This window comes from Bradyrhizobium sp. CB2312, assembly GCF_029714425.1.
Classification (GTDB): domain Bacteria; phylum Pseudomonadota; class Alphaproteobacteria; order Rhizobiales; family Xanthobacteraceae; genus Bradyrhizobium.
Genome location: NZ_CP121668.1, coordinates 22,797 through 39,064 on the forward strand (window position 1 = coordinate 22,797; position 16,268 = coordinate 39,064).

The 16,268-nt window shown below is 65.1% G+C and carries 15 protein-coding genes; 10 read left to right on the forward strand and 5 right to left on the reverse strand.

Going from position 1 to position 16,268, the window contains the following annotated elements; translation table 11 throughout:
- The first annotated feature begins 42 nt into the window (after positions 1-42).
- The gene (locus QA642_RS00100) at positions 43-957 is read left to right on the forward strand and encodes a phosphoribosylaminoimidazolesuccinocarboxamide synthase (RefSeq protein ID WP_283082837.1); all 915 of its coding nucleotides are present in this window, start codon (positions 43-45) and stop codon (positions 955-957) included.
- 391 nt (positions 958-1,348) lie between these two features.
- Positions 1,349-3,565 (forward strand): SulP family inorganic anion transporter, encoded by a 2,217-nt coding sequence (locus QA642_RS00105; protein ID WP_283082838.1) that lies wholly within the window; start codon positions 1,349-1,351, stop codon positions 3,563-3,565.
- 93 nt (positions 3,566-3,658) lie between these two features.
- On the opposite strand, the gene QA642_RS00110 is transcribed toward QA642_RS00105, so the two are convergent.
- Both QA642_RS00110 and QA642_RS00115 read right to left on the reverse strand, forming a co-directional pair.
- Positions 3,659-4,024, reverse strand: a complete 366-nt coding sequence (locus QA642_RS00110) for a nuclear transport factor 2 family protein (protein WP_283082839.1) — start codon at positions 4,022-4,024, stop codon at positions 3,659-3,661.
- Between the two features lie 31 nt (positions 4,025-4,055).
- Positions 4,056-4,937: an NAD(P)H-binding protein gene (locus QA642_RS00115; protein WP_283082840.1), complete on the reverse strand. Its 882-nt coding sequence runs from the start codon at positions 4,935-4,937 to the stop codon at positions 4,056-4,058.
- Between the two features lie 134 nt (positions 4,938-5,071).
- On the opposite strand from QA642_RS00115, the gene QA642_RS00120 reads away from it, so the two are divergent.
- Positions 5,072-5,884, forward strand: coding sequence for an AraC family transcriptional regulator (locus tag QA642_RS00120; protein WP_283082841.1), 813 nt, complete (start codon positions 5,072-5,074; stop codon positions 5,882-5,884).
- Between the two features lie 14 nt (positions 5,885-5,898).
- On the opposite strand, the gene QA642_RS00125 is transcribed toward QA642_RS00120, so the two are convergent.
- A complete protein-coding gene (locus tag QA642_RS00125; RefSeq protein ID WP_283082842.1) occupies positions 5,899-7,392 on the reverse strand; it encodes an NAD-dependent succinate-semialdehyde dehydrogenase in 1,494 nt (497 codons plus the stop codon).
- Positions 7,393-7,496: 104 nt separating this feature from the next.
- The gene (locus QA642_RS00130) at positions 7,497-7,817 is read right to left on the reverse strand and encodes a hypothetical protein (protein WP_235542283.1); all 321 of its coding nucleotides are present in this window, start codon (positions 7,815-7,817) and stop codon (positions 7,497-7,499) included.
- Positions 7,818-8,164: 347 nt separating this feature from the next.
- On the opposite strand from QA642_RS00130, the gene QA642_RS00135 reads away from it, so the two are divergent.
- On the forward strand, positions 8,165-9,358 hold the full coding sequence (locus QA642_RS00135) for a serine hydrolase domain-containing protein (RefSeq protein WP_283082843.1): 1,194 nt from the start codon (positions 8,165-8,167) through the stop codon (positions 9,356-9,358).
- Positions 9,359-9,598: 240 nt separating this feature from the next.
- Here the strand turns inward: QA642_RS00135 and QA642_RS00140 are convergent, their stop codons facing one another.
- On the reverse strand, positions 9,599-10,600 hold the full coding sequence (locus QA642_RS00140) for an adenosine kinase (protein ID WP_283082844.1): 1,002 nt from the start codon (positions 10,598-10,600) through the stop codon (positions 9,599-9,601).
- 124 nt (positions 10,601-10,724) lie between these two features.
- Between QA642_RS00140 and murJ the strand changes: the two genes are divergently transcribed.
- The 6 genes from murJ to rimI all read left to right on the forward strand — a co-directional run bounded on the left by murJ (position 10,725) and on the right by rimI (position 16,246).
- Complete coding sequence (gene murJ, locus QA642_RS00145; RefSeq protein WP_283082845.1) at positions 10,725-12,275, forward strand: murein biosynthesis integral membrane protein MurJ; 1,551 nt, start codon at positions 10,725-10,727, stop codon at positions 12,273-12,275.
- A gap of 74 nt (positions 12,276-12,349) precedes the next feature.
- The gene (trpS, locus tag QA642_RS00150; RefSeq protein ID WP_283082846.1) at positions 12,350-13,405 is read left to right on the forward strand and encodes a tryptophan--tRNA ligase; all 1,056 of its coding nucleotides are present in this window, start codon (positions 12,350-12,352) and stop codon (positions 13,403-13,405) included.
- A 104-nt stretch (positions 13,406-13,509) separates the two neighbouring features.
- Positions 13,510-14,004: a universal stress protein gene (locus tag QA642_RS00155; RefSeq protein ID WP_283082847.1), complete on the forward strand. Its 495-nt coding sequence runs from the start codon at positions 13,510-13,512 to the stop codon at positions 14,002-14,004.
- A 283-nt stretch (positions 14,005-14,287) separates the two neighbouring features.
- Entirely contained in the window at positions 14,288-14,857 is a 570-nt protein-coding gene (locus tag QA642_RS00160; protein ID WP_283082848.1) for a NifU family protein, read from the forward strand.
- Between the two features lie 214 nt (positions 14,858-15,071).
- Positions 15,072-15,764, forward strand: a complete 693-nt coding sequence (gene tsaB, locus QA642_RS00165; RefSeq protein ID WP_283082849.1) for a tRNA (adenosine(37)-N6)-threonylcarbamoyltransferase complex dimerization subunit type 1 TsaB — start codon at positions 15,072-15,074, stop codon at positions 15,762-15,764.
- Complete coding sequence (gene rimI / locus QA642_RS00170) at positions 15,761-16,246, forward strand: ribosomal protein S18-alanine N-acetyltransferase (protein WP_283082850.1); 486 nt, start codon at positions 15,761-15,763, stop codon at positions 16,244-16,246. Before tsaB ends, rimI begins: the two co-directional genes overlap by 4 nt.
- Positions 16,247-16,268: the final 22 nt, after the last annotated feature.

Genomic DNA, 16,268 nt, shown 5'->3' on the forward strand with positions numbered 1-16,268 from the left:
GCCATCAGACGCGGCCGGATGTCCTGTGCGAAAGCTTTGCCGATGACCACCATGCTCTCCAGCAACCTGCCGCTCCCCAAGATCGGACGCGGCAAGGTGCGCGATATCTACGCCGTCGACGACGACCGCCTGCTGCTCGTCACCACGGACCGCATCAGTGCCTTCGACGTCGTGATGGGCGAGACCATCCCGATGAAGGGCGCGGTGCTGACGCAAGTGAGCGCGTTCTGGTTTGGCAAGCTCGAAGGCGTGGTGCCGCACCACATGATCAGTGCCGACACCGACGAGATCATCGCGGCCGTGCCGGCCTTGAAGCCGCATCGCGCCGAGATCCTCGGCCGCGCCATGCTGTCGCGCCGCACCACCGTGTTTCCGATCGAATGCGTGATCCGCGGCTATCTCTCCGGCTCGGCCTGGAAGGAATATGCGGCCAGCGGCACCCTTGCGGGCGAGAAGCTGAAGGCCGGTCTCGTCGAGAGCGAGAAGCTGGAGCCGTCGATCTTCAGCCCGGCGACCAAGGCCGAGAGCGGCCATGACGAGAACATCACCATCGCGAAGATGCGCGAAGTGGTCGGCGACGAGGTCGCCTACACGCTCGAGAGCATGACGCGCGCGATCTACACGCTCGGCGAGGAGCTGGCGCGCGAGCAGGGCATCATCATCGCGGATACCAAGTTCGAGTTCGGCCGCGACAAGGACGGCCGTATCATCCTGATCGACGAGGTGATGACGCCGGATTCCTCGCGGTTCTGGGCGGTTGATGCCTACAAGCCCGGCCAGCCGCAGGCGAGCTTCGACAAGCAGCCCTTGCGCGACTATCTCGACGTCGAGCGCCGCGCCGGCCGCTGGAACGGCGATGCTCCGCCACCGCCGCTGCCGGCCAGCGTCGTGGATGCGACCAGCAAGCGGTATCTGGAAGCGTACCGGCGGGTGACAGGGAAAGAGCTGAAGATTTAGCGCGGCTGGTGCCGCGCGCTCTGCCGTCAGAGCGCGGAGGAAGCAGGCTCGCGCCACACTCTCGCTGTCATCGCCCGGCTTGACCGGGCGATCCAGTATTCCAGAGACGGCGATGAGATACGGAGAGGCCGCGGCGTACTGGATTCCCCGCTTCCGCGGGGAATGACGGCGGTGGGCGTGGAGCCGCTTCCTGTCATAGCGCGCGGCTGCCGCCCAAAGCTTCGGTTTTTCCGTCCACCATATGATTGACCGTTCACACGTCGTGAACGCAATCCCTCACCAAACCGCTGCGAAACTGTCGGATACTTCATAGTTCCAAGAATCCTGTTGCGCTAAGCCCGTACTCGTCTACGTCTCAAAACGGAATTCCTTCAGGGGCGAGCGGCAGGGCGTGACCGATCCAGCAATTACCTTCACTCCGGCTCCGCGGCTCGAGCCGGCTCTCAAGCGTGCGCTGAATGATATATTGGGTGGAAGTGCCGCCAGCGTCCTGACGGTCACCTTCGGGCTGTCCTATTCGCTGCTGATCTTCGCCGGCCCGCTCTCGCCCTATCTGGCTTACGGAATCGCGGCGACCTTCATCAGCTCCGCCGTGCTCGCCGCCATCGTCGCGCTCGGCAGCTCCCTGCCCTTCGCGATTGCCGCCCCCGACAGCTCGACCGCCGCGGTGACCGGCATTCTGGCGGCCTCGCTGGTCGAACGGGTGGCGGCGGCCGATCCGGCAGCGCCGCTGCTGTCGCCGGTCCTGATCACGCTCGGCCTGTCGACGGTGCTGACCGGCGTCGTTCTGTGCGGACTGGGCCTGACGCGGATGGGCCGCGCCATCCGCTACGTGCCATATCCGGTGGTCGGCGGCTTCCTCGGCGCCACCGGACTGCTCATCGTGATGGGCGCGATCCGGGTCATCACCGATCATCCCGTGCAGCTCGCGACCTTGACGCGCCTCGCCAACGGCATCGCGCTGTCGGAGCTTGGCGCCGCCTGCGCCATGGCGCTGGTGCTGTACCTGACCTGGCATCGCTCGCGCAGCCCGTTCGGGCTGCCGATCATCCTGGTCGGCGGCGTGCTCACCGCGCATCTGGCGTTCTGGCTCACGGGCGTCTCGCTCAATGAGGCCCGCGCGCTGGGCTGGACCTTCCAGCCGCCGCCGCAGGCGGCCTTCATGGTGCCCTGGCACGTCGACGGCCTGATCCACTATCCCTGGTTCGCCGTGCCGGACCTGCTCGGCAATCTCGTCGCCGTGATTTTCGTCACCGCGTCCAGCACGTTGTTCAACACGACGGGAATCGAGGTGGCCGTGCATCGCGAGGCCAATCTCGAGCGCGAGCTCAACGTCACCGGCACCGCCAACATGCTGACCGGCGTGCTCGGCGGCTATGCCGGCTGCATCTCGGTCAGCCGCTCGGTGCTCAACTTCTCGAGCGGCGGCCGCGGGCGCCTGTCCGGCCTCACCGTCGCGGCGATGTCGCTGCTGATGCTCGCGATCGCACCGGAGCTGCTCGGCTACATCCCTAAATTCGTGCTCGGCGGCCTGCTGCTCTATCTCGGCGCCGACCAGCTGCACAAATGGATCATCGAATCGCGCAAGCGGCTTTCGAAGCTGGAATATCTCTCGCTGATCGCCATCATCGCAATCATCGTGGTCTGGGGTTTCGTCCCGGGCATCCTGATCGGCATCATCATCGGCTGCGCGACTTTCGCGTTCAGCGCCGCAAGGGTCGAATCGATCAAGTACAGTTTCGACGGCTCGGAATATCGCTCCTCGCTCGATCGCTCGCGCGACGACCAGGAGGTGCTGCAGGCCCATGGCGGCAAGATCCAGGGCCTCAACCTGCAGAGCTATTTGTTCTTCGGCTCCGCCAACCGGCTGTACCAGCACGTCAAGCGGCTGCTCCAGGAGCGCCCGGAGTGCCGCTATCTGCTGTTCGACTTCAAGCTCGTCACCGGCGTCGACTCCTCGGCCGCCTACAGCTTTGCCCAGATCAAGCGCAGCGCGGCCGAGCTCGGCGTCGAGCTGATCCTGGTGCATCTGTCGGCCGCGGCCGAGAAGGTGCTGCGCTCCAGCGATTTCATCGGCGAGGGCGTCACCATCATTCCCGAGCTCGATCACGCGCTGGAATGGTGCGAGAACGAGATCATCTCGCAGCATCAGGGGCTGGCGCAAGAAGAAGCCAGCCTGCGCGACTGGTTCGCCGGAATTTTGGAGAGCGAGGACGATGCCGACGCGCTGATCCACCGCTGCCAGCGCATCGAGGTCAGCGCGGGCGAAGTCATCGTGCAGGCCGGCGATCCCGCCGATTCCATGCATTTCATCCTCGACGGCCGCGTCGGCATCATGGTGCCTGCCGAGGACGACCGCACCACGCGCGTGCGCAGCTTGGGGCGCTACACCACCATCGGCGAGATGGGCCTCGTATCGCACGCCCCGCGCAGCGCGACAATCCAGGCCGAGGTCGACAGCGTGCTCTACGTGCTGAACACGCACCAGTTCGACGCCATCAAGGAAGAAGACCCCGCACTCAGCCACAAGCTGCTGACCTATTTCGTGTCGGTGATGGCGGAGCGGCTGACGTTCGCGAACAGGACGATTGCGGTGCTGCGGAGGTGACAGGCCCGTAGCGCTGATGGAGCGAAGCGCAATCCGGAATCGCGCCGCACGCGACGGAGCCTGAATTTCGCTCCGCTCCATCCAGGCTACGAGCTATTGGTCCCGCGGATTTACGAAACCGTGGAGCTGCCGGATGCGGTCACCATCCAGCACCGCCATGTCGACGCCGGTGGCCGCGGGCGCTGCGGCTCCCGGCGCGGCCAGCGTCCAACCGAACAAGACCTGGTCGTGATGCGCGTTGACATGGCCCGCGAGGGTAAAGCGCAGATCCGGGACTCTCGCCTGCAAGGCTTCCACCAGGCGTTCGATCGCATCCTTTCCAGTGACCGAGTCATTCGGATCGACATAGACGCACGCGTCGCTGAAGACCTTGTCGATCAGCAGCCGGCGTTTCCCGGCGTCCCGCTCGTTCCAAACGGCAATGTAGTCCTGGACCAGATTTGTCATCTGCTGGCTCATGTTGTCTCCTTCCTTGTACCGTGCCTGCGGCCTACGAGAGGGTGTCGCGAACCATCGTGTCCAGGCTGCTCGCGGTGACCCCCAGCAGCTTCTCCGTATCGCCAGCGTCGAGCAGGAGCGGCTTTTCGAACAGATAGGACATCTCGATTCCTTCGCTGAAACCGATGCTTTCCAGATCGGTTGCGGTGAGCCGATGCACATTTGGAGCTTCGATGTTCAACGCGACGGCAAATTTTTGCACCAACTCGCGCACGGACGCGGACTGCGACGGCACATGAAAGGCGCGGCCCCATTCGCCCGTGAAACGCGACGCTGCGACCAGTGTCCTCGCCGTGTCCTTGGTAAAAGACCAGGCGTGCGCCGCGTCGGGATCGCCGAGGAAAGAGACCGGCTCGTTCTTGAGCAGCGACGGCAGCGCCAGCAGCGAGAAATACGCGACCGCCCCTTTGCCCAGATAGTCGCTTGCGCGGATCTCGATGGCAGGAACGTTCGATCGCAGTGCACGCTGCCACATGATGTGCCGGGTCGTGCCCTTTCGGCTGGTCGGGTCCGGCTCCAGGTCCGGCGTGAGAGGGCTGGCGGCTCCCGCACCATAGCCATAGACATTTCCGACCACGAGCAGCCTGGCACCGACCTGCTCGGCCGCCTTGACCGTTCCATCCATGATCGGAAAGAAGTCCGTCGGCCATCGATGGTAGGCTGCCATGGCGCACATGAAGATCGCATCGGCGCCCTTGCTGAGGGCGGCGAGCTGCGCGGCATCGGTGGCATCCGACGAAACCGTACGCACATCTCCGGCACTGAGCGATCCGGCATTCCTGCTGGTCAGGATGACGCTGTGTCCTTCTTCCGCCAGAAGACGAGCGGTTTCGCGTCCGACCGGACCTGCTCCGACAATCACGTAGTGACTCATCTGGTATCCTCATTTGTCACGAAACGACAGATGAGCCGTTTGACGCCGGCGCCGTTGAAAATCGCGCACGATGCGCCAAATATCGGTCACGTTCCGCCAAGACTTTTGTCGCCCGAAGACTTTGGAGCCGGCCCGTGCGATCAAGATCGAATTCGGCCCCCACATCGACCGGCAGCACCGCCGCAGCCACGCGAACCGAGCCTGATTCCGTCGCGCTCGAACCGATCGGCGATCACCGGATCATCATCCACTTGAGCCCTGCGACGCGCTCAATCTGTCTTGAGACCGGAGACCCGTTTCTGCGCCAGGCCGGCGATATCGACGTGATTCCGTCCGGCGCCTTCGGCAGCTTCGTGGCAGAAACGCCCTACAAATCGCTTCAGATCCGGCTCGCGCCGCGCATGCCGGACCATGCGGCGTCCAGAAGCCGGCAATTGGAATCCGCCCGGCTCACGCATCATCATATGCTGCGGAATGATCGCATCATTCTGCTCGGACAGGCGCTCGAAAGCGACGTGAAAGCGGGCTCGCCAAGCGGTCCCCTGTTTGCCGAAAACGTCGGCATGGCCCTGGCGGTCGAATTGCTCAGCCTTGCCAATGATCCGCCGGGCGAGATCATTCGCCTCTCGAACGCGCAACTCCGGAGAGTCCTCGCCTATATCGACGCAAATCTCGATCGGCCGCTCACGATCGACATCCTCAGCCGCGAGGCCGGCGTCAGCAGCTCGCATCTGCGCACCTGGTTCAAGGCAGCCATGGCCGTCACCATCCATCGCTACATCCTGAGACGGAGGGTGGAGCACGCGCGCCAGCTCCTCCTTCGAGGCGATCGCAAGCTAAGCGACGTCGCCGCCGAAGCGGGCTTTGCCCATCAGTCGCATCTGGCCAAATGGATGCGACACGAGCTTGGATACAGTCCGAGTCAACTGCGTCGAAGCAGGAATTGACCGAGCGGGGGCCCTTAGACCCCCGCCATCATCACGTATTTGATCTCGACATATTCTTCCATGCCGTGACGCGAGCCTTCGCGGCCAAGACCGCTTTCCTTGACGCCGCCAAAGGGCGCGACTTCCGTGGTGATCAGACCGGTGTTGACGCCGACCATGCCCGATTCCAGCGCCTCGGCGACGCGCCAGACGCGGCCGAGATCGCGGGAGTAGAAGTAGGAGGCGAGACCGAACGGCGAGGCGTTGCACATCGCGATGACGTCCGCCTCGTCCTTGAAGCGGATCACCGGCGCGAGCGGGCCGAAGGTTTCCTCCTGCGACACCAGCGAATCCGGCTTGACGTCGGCGAGCACGGTCGGCTCGAAGAACGAGCGGCCGAGCTCGCTGCGCTTGCCGCCGGTGACGATTTTGGCACCGCGCTTCACCGCATCGGCGATGTGGCGTTCGACCTTGTCGATCGCCTTCATGTTGATCAGGGGCCCTTGCGTGACGCCGCTCTCGGTGCCGTCGCCGATCTTCATCGCCGCGACCTTCTTCGAGAGCTTTTGCACGAACTCGTCGTAGATCCTGTCCTGGGCGTAGATCCGATTGGCGCAGACGCAGGTCTGGCCCATATTGCGGTATTTCGAGACGATGGCGCCTTCGACCGCCGCATCGATGTCGGCGTCGTCGAACACGATGAACGGCGCATTGCCGCCGAGCTCGAGGCCAAGCCGCTTCACGCCGACGGAGGCCTGCTGGTAGAGGATCTTGCCGACCGCGGTCGAGCCGGTGAAGCCGACGAAACGCACCGCCGGATGCTCGCACAGCACCTTGCCGATCGGCGGCGCGTCACCGGTGATGATGTTGAGCACGCCCTTGGGGATGCCGGCCTTCTCGGCGAGCACGGCCAGCGCCAGCGCCGACAGCGGCGTCTCATTGGCGGGCTTGAGCACCACGGTGCAGCCCGCGGCCAGCGCCGGCGACACTTTTCGCGTGATCATGGAGTTCGGGAAATTCCACGGCGTGATGGCGCCGCAGACGCCGATCGGCTGCTTGATTGCGAGCAGCCGCGCATCGGAGCGCTGCGTCGGGATGGTCTCGCCATAGACGCGGCGGGCCTCCTCGGCGAAGAACTCGATATAGGCGGCGCCGATATCGACCTCGCCGAGCGCTTCCGACAGCGGCTTGCCCTGCTCGGATGTGAGGATCAGCGCGAGGTCCTCGCGGTTGGCGATGATCAGCTCGAACCATTTGCGCAGGATATTGGAGCGCTGTTTTGCGGTGTGCTTGGCCCAGGCCGGAAACGCGCGCTCAGCGGCCTCGACCGCCTTGGTCGTCTCGTCCGCACCGAGCTGCGGGACCTTGGCGATCTCGACGCCAGTCGCAGGATTGTTGACGGCGAAGACCCGCGTGCCGACCCAGGCGCCGTCGATGTAGCAGGCCTCCTTGAGCAGCGAGGGGTCCTTCAACCGGTCGCGCAGGGTGGCGGCAGATTGCTGGGCGCGTGCGGCGGCGGTCGGGGTCATGGCGTTGCTCCTCGGGACATCGATTGGCGGGAATATAGGGGCGGGCGCTGCGCAATGCACCGCCCGGCAACGCACATCTGATGGGAGCTAAGCTAGGGGCGGCCTTACGCCGCGCCGCTCATATAGGTCTCGCGCCGGCCGATCATGCGCTCGGCGGCGGCCTTGGCATCGGCCTTCGAGGAAGTCGCGCACGTCCGGTATTCGAGATCGGGAACGTCGGAGGTGTCGCGGCGGCCGAACCACGATTTCGAGCCGACCGGCAGCAGCGCCAGCGACTGCGCGAGATTGTCAACCGCGCCGAACGAATAGAGCGCGCCGGTGCCGGCGATCCGGACCTCGTAAATGCCGGGCGAGATCGGCGCCTCCAGATTGTCTCCCCGTCCGTGACGGGGATAGCGCTTCCATTCGCTCCAGGTCGAAATCATCTGAGGTCCCCCTCGCGGCCGGATGGCGGCCGCAAATTTGCATCAAGTTCTAACGTCAGGCGCCGATCGGGCCATGTGCTGAACGCCGCAACGCAAAAAATGTTTCAAGTGCTTCAAACACCGAAAACATTATCGCTTGAGCCCATCCAAGGTCACGGTGAGTTGCGGCTATCCACCGCGGATTGTGACGGAGTGTTGCAGCTCAGCCCGTCTTGTCGTCCTGCGGCGACAGCACACCGTCAAGTCACGACATCGCGACCGGCGCACAAGTTGAGATACTTGCCGCACGCGACCTCAGGGAGGACAATCGATCGCTTCCAACAATAATCAAACCGGAGGAAACGCGTATGCATAACCAAGCTGAGATCGACGAGGTCCTGCGTAAGACAAGCGACGCCAAGGAAATCCCGGGCGTCGTCGCCATCGCCGCCAGCGGCAGCGACGTGCTGTATCACGGCGCGTTCGGCAAACGCGATTTGTCGAAGCCCGATGCGATGACCGAGGACAGCGTGTTCTGGATCGCCTCGATGACGAAGGCGGTGACATCGGCGGGCGCGATGCAACTGGTCGAGCAAGGCAAGCTCGCGCTCGACGCGCCGATCGGCGAGGTGTTGCCAGACCTCGCCAAGCCGCAGGTGCTCGAAGGCTTCGACGACGCGGGCAAGCCGAAGCTGCGGCCGGCGAAGGGGCCGATCACGCTGCGCCAGCTCATGACCCACACCGCCGGCTTCTGCTACGACATGTGGAACGCCGAGTTTGCCACCTACATGGAGAAAACCGGCACGCCCGGGATCATCACCTGCCAAAACGCCGCGCTGAAGACGCCTGTCATGACCGACCCTGGCACGCGCTGGGAATACGGCACCAATATCGACTTCGTCGGCAAGGCGGTGGAGGCGGTCAGCGGCAAGAAGTTGGATGCGTATCTACGCGACAATATGTTCGCCCCGCTCGGCATGAGCGACACCGGCTTCAAGATCACCGACGACATGCGCAAGCGTCTCGTCGGCATGCATGCGCGCGGGGAGGACGGCCAGCTCGCCTCGATGCCGTTCGAGCTCGAGCAGAGCCCGGAATTCCACATGGGCGGCGGCGGCCTCTATTCGACCGCGGCCGACTACATCAAGTTCACCCAAATGATCCTCAACAAGGGCCGCGGCAACGGCAACCAGGTGCTGAAGGCCGAGACGATCGCCATGATGGGGCAGAACCAAATGGGCGATCTCAACATGACCAAGATGACGACCGCAGCGCCGCCTTACACCAACGACGTCGATCTCTATCCGGAGCAGGTGAAGAAATGGGGCCTCAGCTTCATGATCAACACCGCCAGGACAGCTGAAGGCCGCAGCGCCGGCAGCCTCGCCTGGGCGGGCCTCGCCAACACCTATTACTGGATCGACCCTGCACGCGACATCACCGGCGTGATCCTGATGCAGCTCTTGCCGTTCGCGGATGGAAAATGCCTGGAGGCGTTCGCGGGCTTCGAGCGCGGCGTGTATGCCGGGCTCGATGCGGGCAGCGGAAAGAAGGCGGCGTGAGGGGCGCAGCTCTCACCACGCGTCATGGCCGGGCTCGTCCCGGCCATCCACGTCTCTCCTCGCGGTACGAAGAACGTGGATGCCCGGGACAACCCCGGGCATGACGACTGAGTGTGAGGCGCGCGACTGCACCCACAGCGTCATTGCGAACGCAGCGAAGCAATCCAGAATCCCTCCGCGGGGACAGCCTGGATTGCTTCGTCGCTACGCTCCTCGCAATGACGGGGAGGGAGCGGAGGCCTAGACCGTCAGCCCGCGCTGCTGGGCGAGCTGCTTCAGCGACACCTGCGGGCGGGCACCGATGTGCTGGATCACTTCGGCGGCCGCGAGCGCGCCGAGCTCGCCGCACTGCTTGTGGGACAGATCGCGCGCGAGGCCGTAGAGGAAGCCCGCGGCGAAGAGATCGCCGGCGCCGGTGGTGTCCACCAGCTGCTTGATCGGCGAGGCGGGAGCTGCGACCGCGTCCGTCGGCGTCACCACCACGCAGCCCTTCTCGCTGCGGGTGACGACGCCAAGCTTGACGTCGTTGCGCAGCTGCTTCAGCGCGGTGTCGAAATCCGAGGTCATGTAGAGCGAGTGCAGCTCGGACTCGTTGGCGAACACGATGTCGACCGTGCCGCCCCGCATCAATCCCAGGAACTCGTCGCGATAGCGGTCGACGCAGAAGGAATCCGAGAGTGTCAGCGCCACCTTGCGCTTGGCCTCATGGGCGATGCCGGCCGCCTTGACGAAAGCGTCCTTGGCGTTCTTGGGGTCCCAGAGATAACCCTCGAGATAGACGATGCCGGCCGCGGCGATCTCGGCCGGGTCGATGTCGGCGGGCGAGAGGTCCTGCGCCGCGCCGAGATAGGTGTTCATGGTGCGCTCGCCGTCACCGGTCACCAAAATGTAGGAGCAGCCGGTGGCGGGACCATCCTTCGCGGCGGGCGTGTTGAAGGCGACGCCGGCGGCGCGGATGTCGTGGACATAGAGCTTGCCGATCTGGTCGTCCTTGACCTTGCCGACATAGGCGGCGCGGGCGCCGAGGCTGCCGATGCCGACGATGGTGTTGGCGGCAGATCCTCCCGAGACTTCGGTGGCCGGGCCCATGTCTGCGTAGATCGCGGCAGCACGCGCCTCGTCGATCAGGGACATGCTGCCCTTGGTCATCGCATGCTTGGCCAGAAAGGCCTCATCGGTCCGGACCAGCACGTCGAACAGCGCGTTGCCGATGCCGAGAACGTCATATTTCACGTCAGCCATTCACCTTGATCCTGTTTGGCGGATTGCGATTACCGGCAAAATCCGCTTCCTGTCGGCCTGAAATCCGGCTCGCGGCCTATCACGACCGGGCCTGCACGGGCAAGCAACGGTATTATAACAGCCGATGATCCGCTCCTTCCTGACCGTTTCGACGGGAACACTGGCCTCGCGGCTTCTGGGCTTTGCCCGCGATTCCCTGATCGCGGCGCTGCTCGGCACCGGCGCGGTGGCGGATGCGTTCCTGGCCGCGTTCCAGCTCGTCAACGTGGTGCGGCGGCTCCTCAGCGAAGGCGCGCTGAATGCGGCCCTGATCCCGGCCTGGCTGCGCGTTCGTGAGCGCGACGGCGAGGCGGCCGCCTCCGCCTTCGCAGGCCACGTGCTCGGCACGGTCAGCGTGGCCCTGATCGCGCTCTCGGTCGTCATTGCGCTGGTGATGCCGCTGATCATCACGATCATCGCGCCGGGATTCCTCGGCAGCGGGACGCTCGATCTCGCGGTCCAGAACGCGCGGCTGATGCTGCCTTATCTCGCCTTCGCCGGCCCCGTCACGGTGCTGATGGGACTCTTGAACGCGCAGGGACGCTTTGCGCTGACGGCGTTCTCGCCGCTGCTGTTCAACATCGCGCTGATCGCCGCGATCGTAGCACTGCTGGTCTGGCATGCCGACGCAGCTTTCGCCGCGTGGATGCTGGCGGCCACGGTCGGCGTCGCAGGCCTGCTGCAATTGCTGATGCTGCTGTCGCAGCGAAGTGCAAAACTCGCGACACCGCTGCGCGTCAGCTTCGGCCAGGAGATGCGCGGCTTTTTCGCCAAGGCCATTCCCGGCATGATCGCAAGCTCGGGGCCGCAATGGCTGATGGTCGCGGGTGCCATCATCGCCTCCGCGACACCTTCTGCGGTCTCCTGGCTCTATTTCGCCAACCGCCTGATCGAGCTGCCGCTCGGCATCGTCGGCGTCGCCATGGGCACCGTGCTGGTGCCGGAGCTGACGCGCGCGGTGGGCAGCGGCGACCGCGACGCCGTGGCGCACGCGGAATCGCGCGCGCTGGAGCTTGCCACGGGACTCGCACTGCCCGCCACGCTCGGCCTGATCGTGCTGGCCGCGCCGATCGTGCGGCTGCTGTTCGAGCATGGCGCCTTCAGCGCCGAGGACAGCGTCGCCACCGCGCATGCGCTGATGTGGCTGGCGCTGGGCCTGCCGGCCCATGTGCTGATCAAGGCGCTGTCGCCGGCCTTTTATGCCCGCAGCGACACGATGACGCCGCTGCTCGCAACGGCCAAAGGCTTCGTCGTGGCGGTCGCCCTCGCCGTTCTGCTCGGCCATTTCTTCGGCGCGAGCGGGATCGCCGCGAGCATCGCTGCCGGCGCCTGGAGCAGCGCGCTTTCGCTGCTCCGGAAAGGCACCGGCGAATTCGGCTTCTCGGTCGATGCGGCCGCGCGAAAACGGCTGCCGCGGATCGTGCTCGCCGCGGCCACCATGGGCGCCCTGCTCTGGCTGACCGCGGATCTCATCCCGGCCGAGGCGCACGGCCTGATCCGATTCATCGTGCTGGGCGTGCAGATCGGCGCCGGGATCGCTGTCTACGGCCTGCTGCTGCAAATCCTCGGCGCCGCGTCCTGGCGCGAGGCGGCCAGTGCCTTGAAGCGACCCGCCCCGCAGGACCAGCGCGCCTGAGGCAAGCGAATTACCCTTGACGGGGCAGCGCCGCTGTTGGAAACGACGGCCGAATACCTATGGGAAGGCTTACCATGCCATTCGTTGAACGGGTCTTTTCGGGCGTCCAGCCGACCGGCAATCTGCATCTCGGCAATTATCTCGGCGCGATCGTCAACTTCGTGAAGATGCAGGAAACTCACAACTGCATCTATTGCGTCGTCGACATGCACGCGATCACGCAAGGCGTGGACGTCTGGGGCGGCCCGGCCGAGCTCGCGCGCAACACCCGCGAGGTGACCGCGGCGTTCATCGCCAGCGGCATCGATCCGAAGAAACACATCGTATTCAACCAGAGCCAGGTCTCGGGCCATGCCGAGCTCGCCTGGATCTTCAACTGCGTCGCCCGCATGGGCTGGCTCGGCCGCATGACCCAGTTCAAGGAGAAGGCGGGCAAGGACCGCGAGAATGCCTCGGTGGGTCTGTTCGATTATCCCGTGCTGATGGCCGCCGACATCCTGCTCTACCGCGCCACCCACGTTCCGGTCGGCGAGGACCAGAAGCAGCACCTCGAGCTCTCGCGCGACATCGCGCAGAAGTTCAACAACGATTTCGGCGATTCCATTCGTGCCCAGGGCGCCAATGACGGCCTGTTCTTCCCGCTGCCGGAACCCTTGATCACGGGACCGGCGACGCGCGTGATGAGCTTGCGCGACGGCACCAAGAAGATGTCGAAGTCGGATGCCTCCGACAATTCGCGCATCAACCTGACCGACGACGCCGACACCATCGCGCAGAAGATTCGCAAGGCCAAGACCGATCCGGAGCCGCTGCCGACCGAGGAGAAGGGCCTGGAAGCGCGTCCCGAGGCCGACAATCTCGTCGGCATCTTCGCCGCGCTCTCCGGCCGCCCCAAGGCCGACGTGCTCAGGGATTTCGGCGGCGGCCAGTTCTCCAGCTTCAAGAACGCGCTGGCGGAGCTGTGCGTGACCAAGCTCGCGCCGATCGCCGGCGAGATGAAGCGCCTCGTCGCCGACCCCGGCCATATCGACACCATCCTCAACGACGGTTCCGATCGCGCCCGCGCCATCGCCGAAGAGACCATGAACCAGTCGAAGGACATCGTCGGCTTCATCCGCCGGCGCGGATGATGGCTTAGCGAAACCCGGCCTGCGCCACCGCGCCGGCCGCTTCTCCCCTCCCCAATTTTGCGGGAGTGTGGCAGCATGCCGGTCGTGCACATTCCGGGACATGCATGACCACCAAGCGACTTTGCTTCGGGCCGGGTCACAAGCCCAAATGCCTCGTCATCGTCGATGACACCGCCGAATGGGATCGCGCGGTCTACTATGCCAGCCGCTGGGCGATCCGCGCCGGTGGCGGCGTGGTGATGCTGCGCATCATCGAGCCTGAGCAGCAAACGCAGGAATGGCTGGGAGTCGCCGAGATCATGCGCGCGGAGGCGCATGAGGCGGCGGAAGCCGCGCTCGACCGCGCCGCCGGCCGAGCCAACGGCATTGCCGCGATCACGCCGGAGCGGGTGATCCGCGAAGGCGCGGCGCTGGAACAGCTGCTCGCTGTCATCGACGAGGACCCTGACATCGCCATGCTGGTGCTCGCCGCCAGTCCCGGCGCCGAAGGCCCCGGACCGCTGGTCGCGCTGCTCGCGCATGAGCTCGGCACGTTCCCGGTGCCGGTGACGATCATTTCGGGCGCGCTGAGCGACCAAAGCGTGGATTCGCTGTCGTAGCTTGTTCTTCACCTCGCCCCGCTTGCGGGGAGAGGTCGCATCCCATCGAAGATGGGATGCGGGTGAGGGGGAGCCTCCGCGAGTCCAACTTTCACCGTCCCCGCGGAGACTCCCCCTCACCCCAACCCTCTCCCCGCAGGCGGGGAGAGGGAAACGGAGACACCTAACCTGCTGATATAACAGCAAAACATCCGTCCCGCCCCTTGATCGTGCGTTCGCCGTCGCCATCTGCTACTGGATGGAGTACGCGCCGGCCTTGAACCGGCGACGTCTGGAGAAAACCATGTTCATTCAAACCGAAGCCACCCCCAATCCCGCGACGCTGAAATTCATTCCCGGCCGCGTCGTCGTCGACGGCAGCCCGATGGAATTTTCGAGCCGCGAATCGGCCGCGCGCTCGCCGCTCGCCGAAAAGCTGTTCGAGGTGCCCGGCGTCACCGGCGTGTTCTACGGATCGGACTTCATCACCGTCACCAAGGCGAGCGGTGAATGGCAGCAGCTCAAGCCCGCGATCCTCGGTGCCATCATGGAGCACTACATGTCCGGCGCGCCGCTGCTCGCCGACGGCACCGTAACCAGCGATGTCGACCTCGACGACGAGGACGAGTTCTTCGACGAGGCCGATGCCGAGACCGTCGACATGATCAAGGACCTGATCGAGACCCGCGTGCGGCCGGCGGTCGCCAATGACGGCGGCGACATCACCTTCCGCGGCTTCAAGGACGGTATCGTCTATCTCAACATGAAGGGCGCCTGCTCCGGCTGCCCGTCATCGACCGCGACGCTCCAGCACGGCATTCAGAACCTGCTCAAGCACTTCGTGCCCGACGTGGTCGAAGTCCGGCCGATGTAAACAGGTGCCGTAGGGTGGGCAAAGCGAAGCGTGCCCGCCTTCTCTGCCATAAGATAAAGGTGGTGGGCACGGCGCAAGAGCGCCTTTGCCCACCCTACGAAATGCTACGAAATGCGGCGCTGTCAGGGGGGCTACGAATAGTGATTGACGAATGGCGGATGAGCGCCGGGTTCGCTAGACTGTTCGCTATTCGCCACTCGCCATTCACTTTTCCATGTTGATCCTCGCCATCGATACTGCGCTCGACGCTTGCTCCGCGGCCGTGCTCGACACCGAAACGGCCGAGCTGCGCGCGCAGGAATCGCTGCCGATGAAGCGCGGTCACGCGGAAGCGCTGATGCCGCTGATCGCGCGGGTGATGCAATCGGCTGACCTTGCCTTCACCGCACTCGACCGCATCGCGGTCACCACCGGACCCGGCAGCTTCACCGGCCTGCGCGTCGGCATCTCGGCCGCACGCGGGCTTGCGCTCGCCGCCGGCAAGCCGGCGGTCGGAGTGACGACGCTGTCGGCCTATGCCGCGGCCATCGTCAGCCGGAACGAGACGGTGCCCGTGATCTCGGCGATCGATGCGCGGCATGACCACGTCTATTTCCAGATCGTCGCCGGCGACGGCAGCCAACTGGTGCGGCCGGTCGTCGCTCCCATCGACGAGGCCATCGCGGCCTCACAGTTTGGCGCTCCGCGTCTGGTCGGCAATGCCGCAAGCATCCTCGCCGAGCGCTGGACTATAGACGCAGCGCAGCCCGTTGCGGTGGACGCGCAGCCCGCGCCCGACATCGGCTGGGTCGCCTGGCTTGGCGCTGCGGCCGATCCCGAGACGAATCCGGCGCGGCCGTTCTACCTGAAAGCGCCCGATGCAAAGCCGGCCGCATTGCCGCCGCTCGCACGAGCCGCAACCTCATGATGAGTTGGTTGTCGGAATGGTGGCGCGGCGGCACGGCCGCCGTCGAGCCCGCCTCCGCGCGCGACGCCGCACGGCTCGCACAGCTGCACGGCGCGTCGTTTGCGCGCGGCTGGGGCGAAGGCGAATTCGAAAGCATGATGATCGAGCGCAACACGCTGGTGCATCGCTTGCGCCTCGGCCGCAAGACGATCGGCTTTGCGGTGTCGCGGATCGGCGCCGACGAGGCGGAAATCCTCTCGATTGCAGTCGACCGGGCCCATCGCGGCCGCGGCCTCTCCCGGACGCTGCTGATGACCCATCTCGGCCACCTCGCCGGGCGCGGGGTGCGCACAATATTTCTTGAAGTCGAGGAAAATAACCAGCCGGCGCGGCGGCTCTACGATGGGGCCGGATTCATGGTGGTGGGCCGCCGCGAACGCTACTATAAGCAGCCCAACGGGGAACAATTGAACGCCCTTCTGATGCGACGTGACTTGTCGTAACATCGATGGCAGAAAGCGCCCC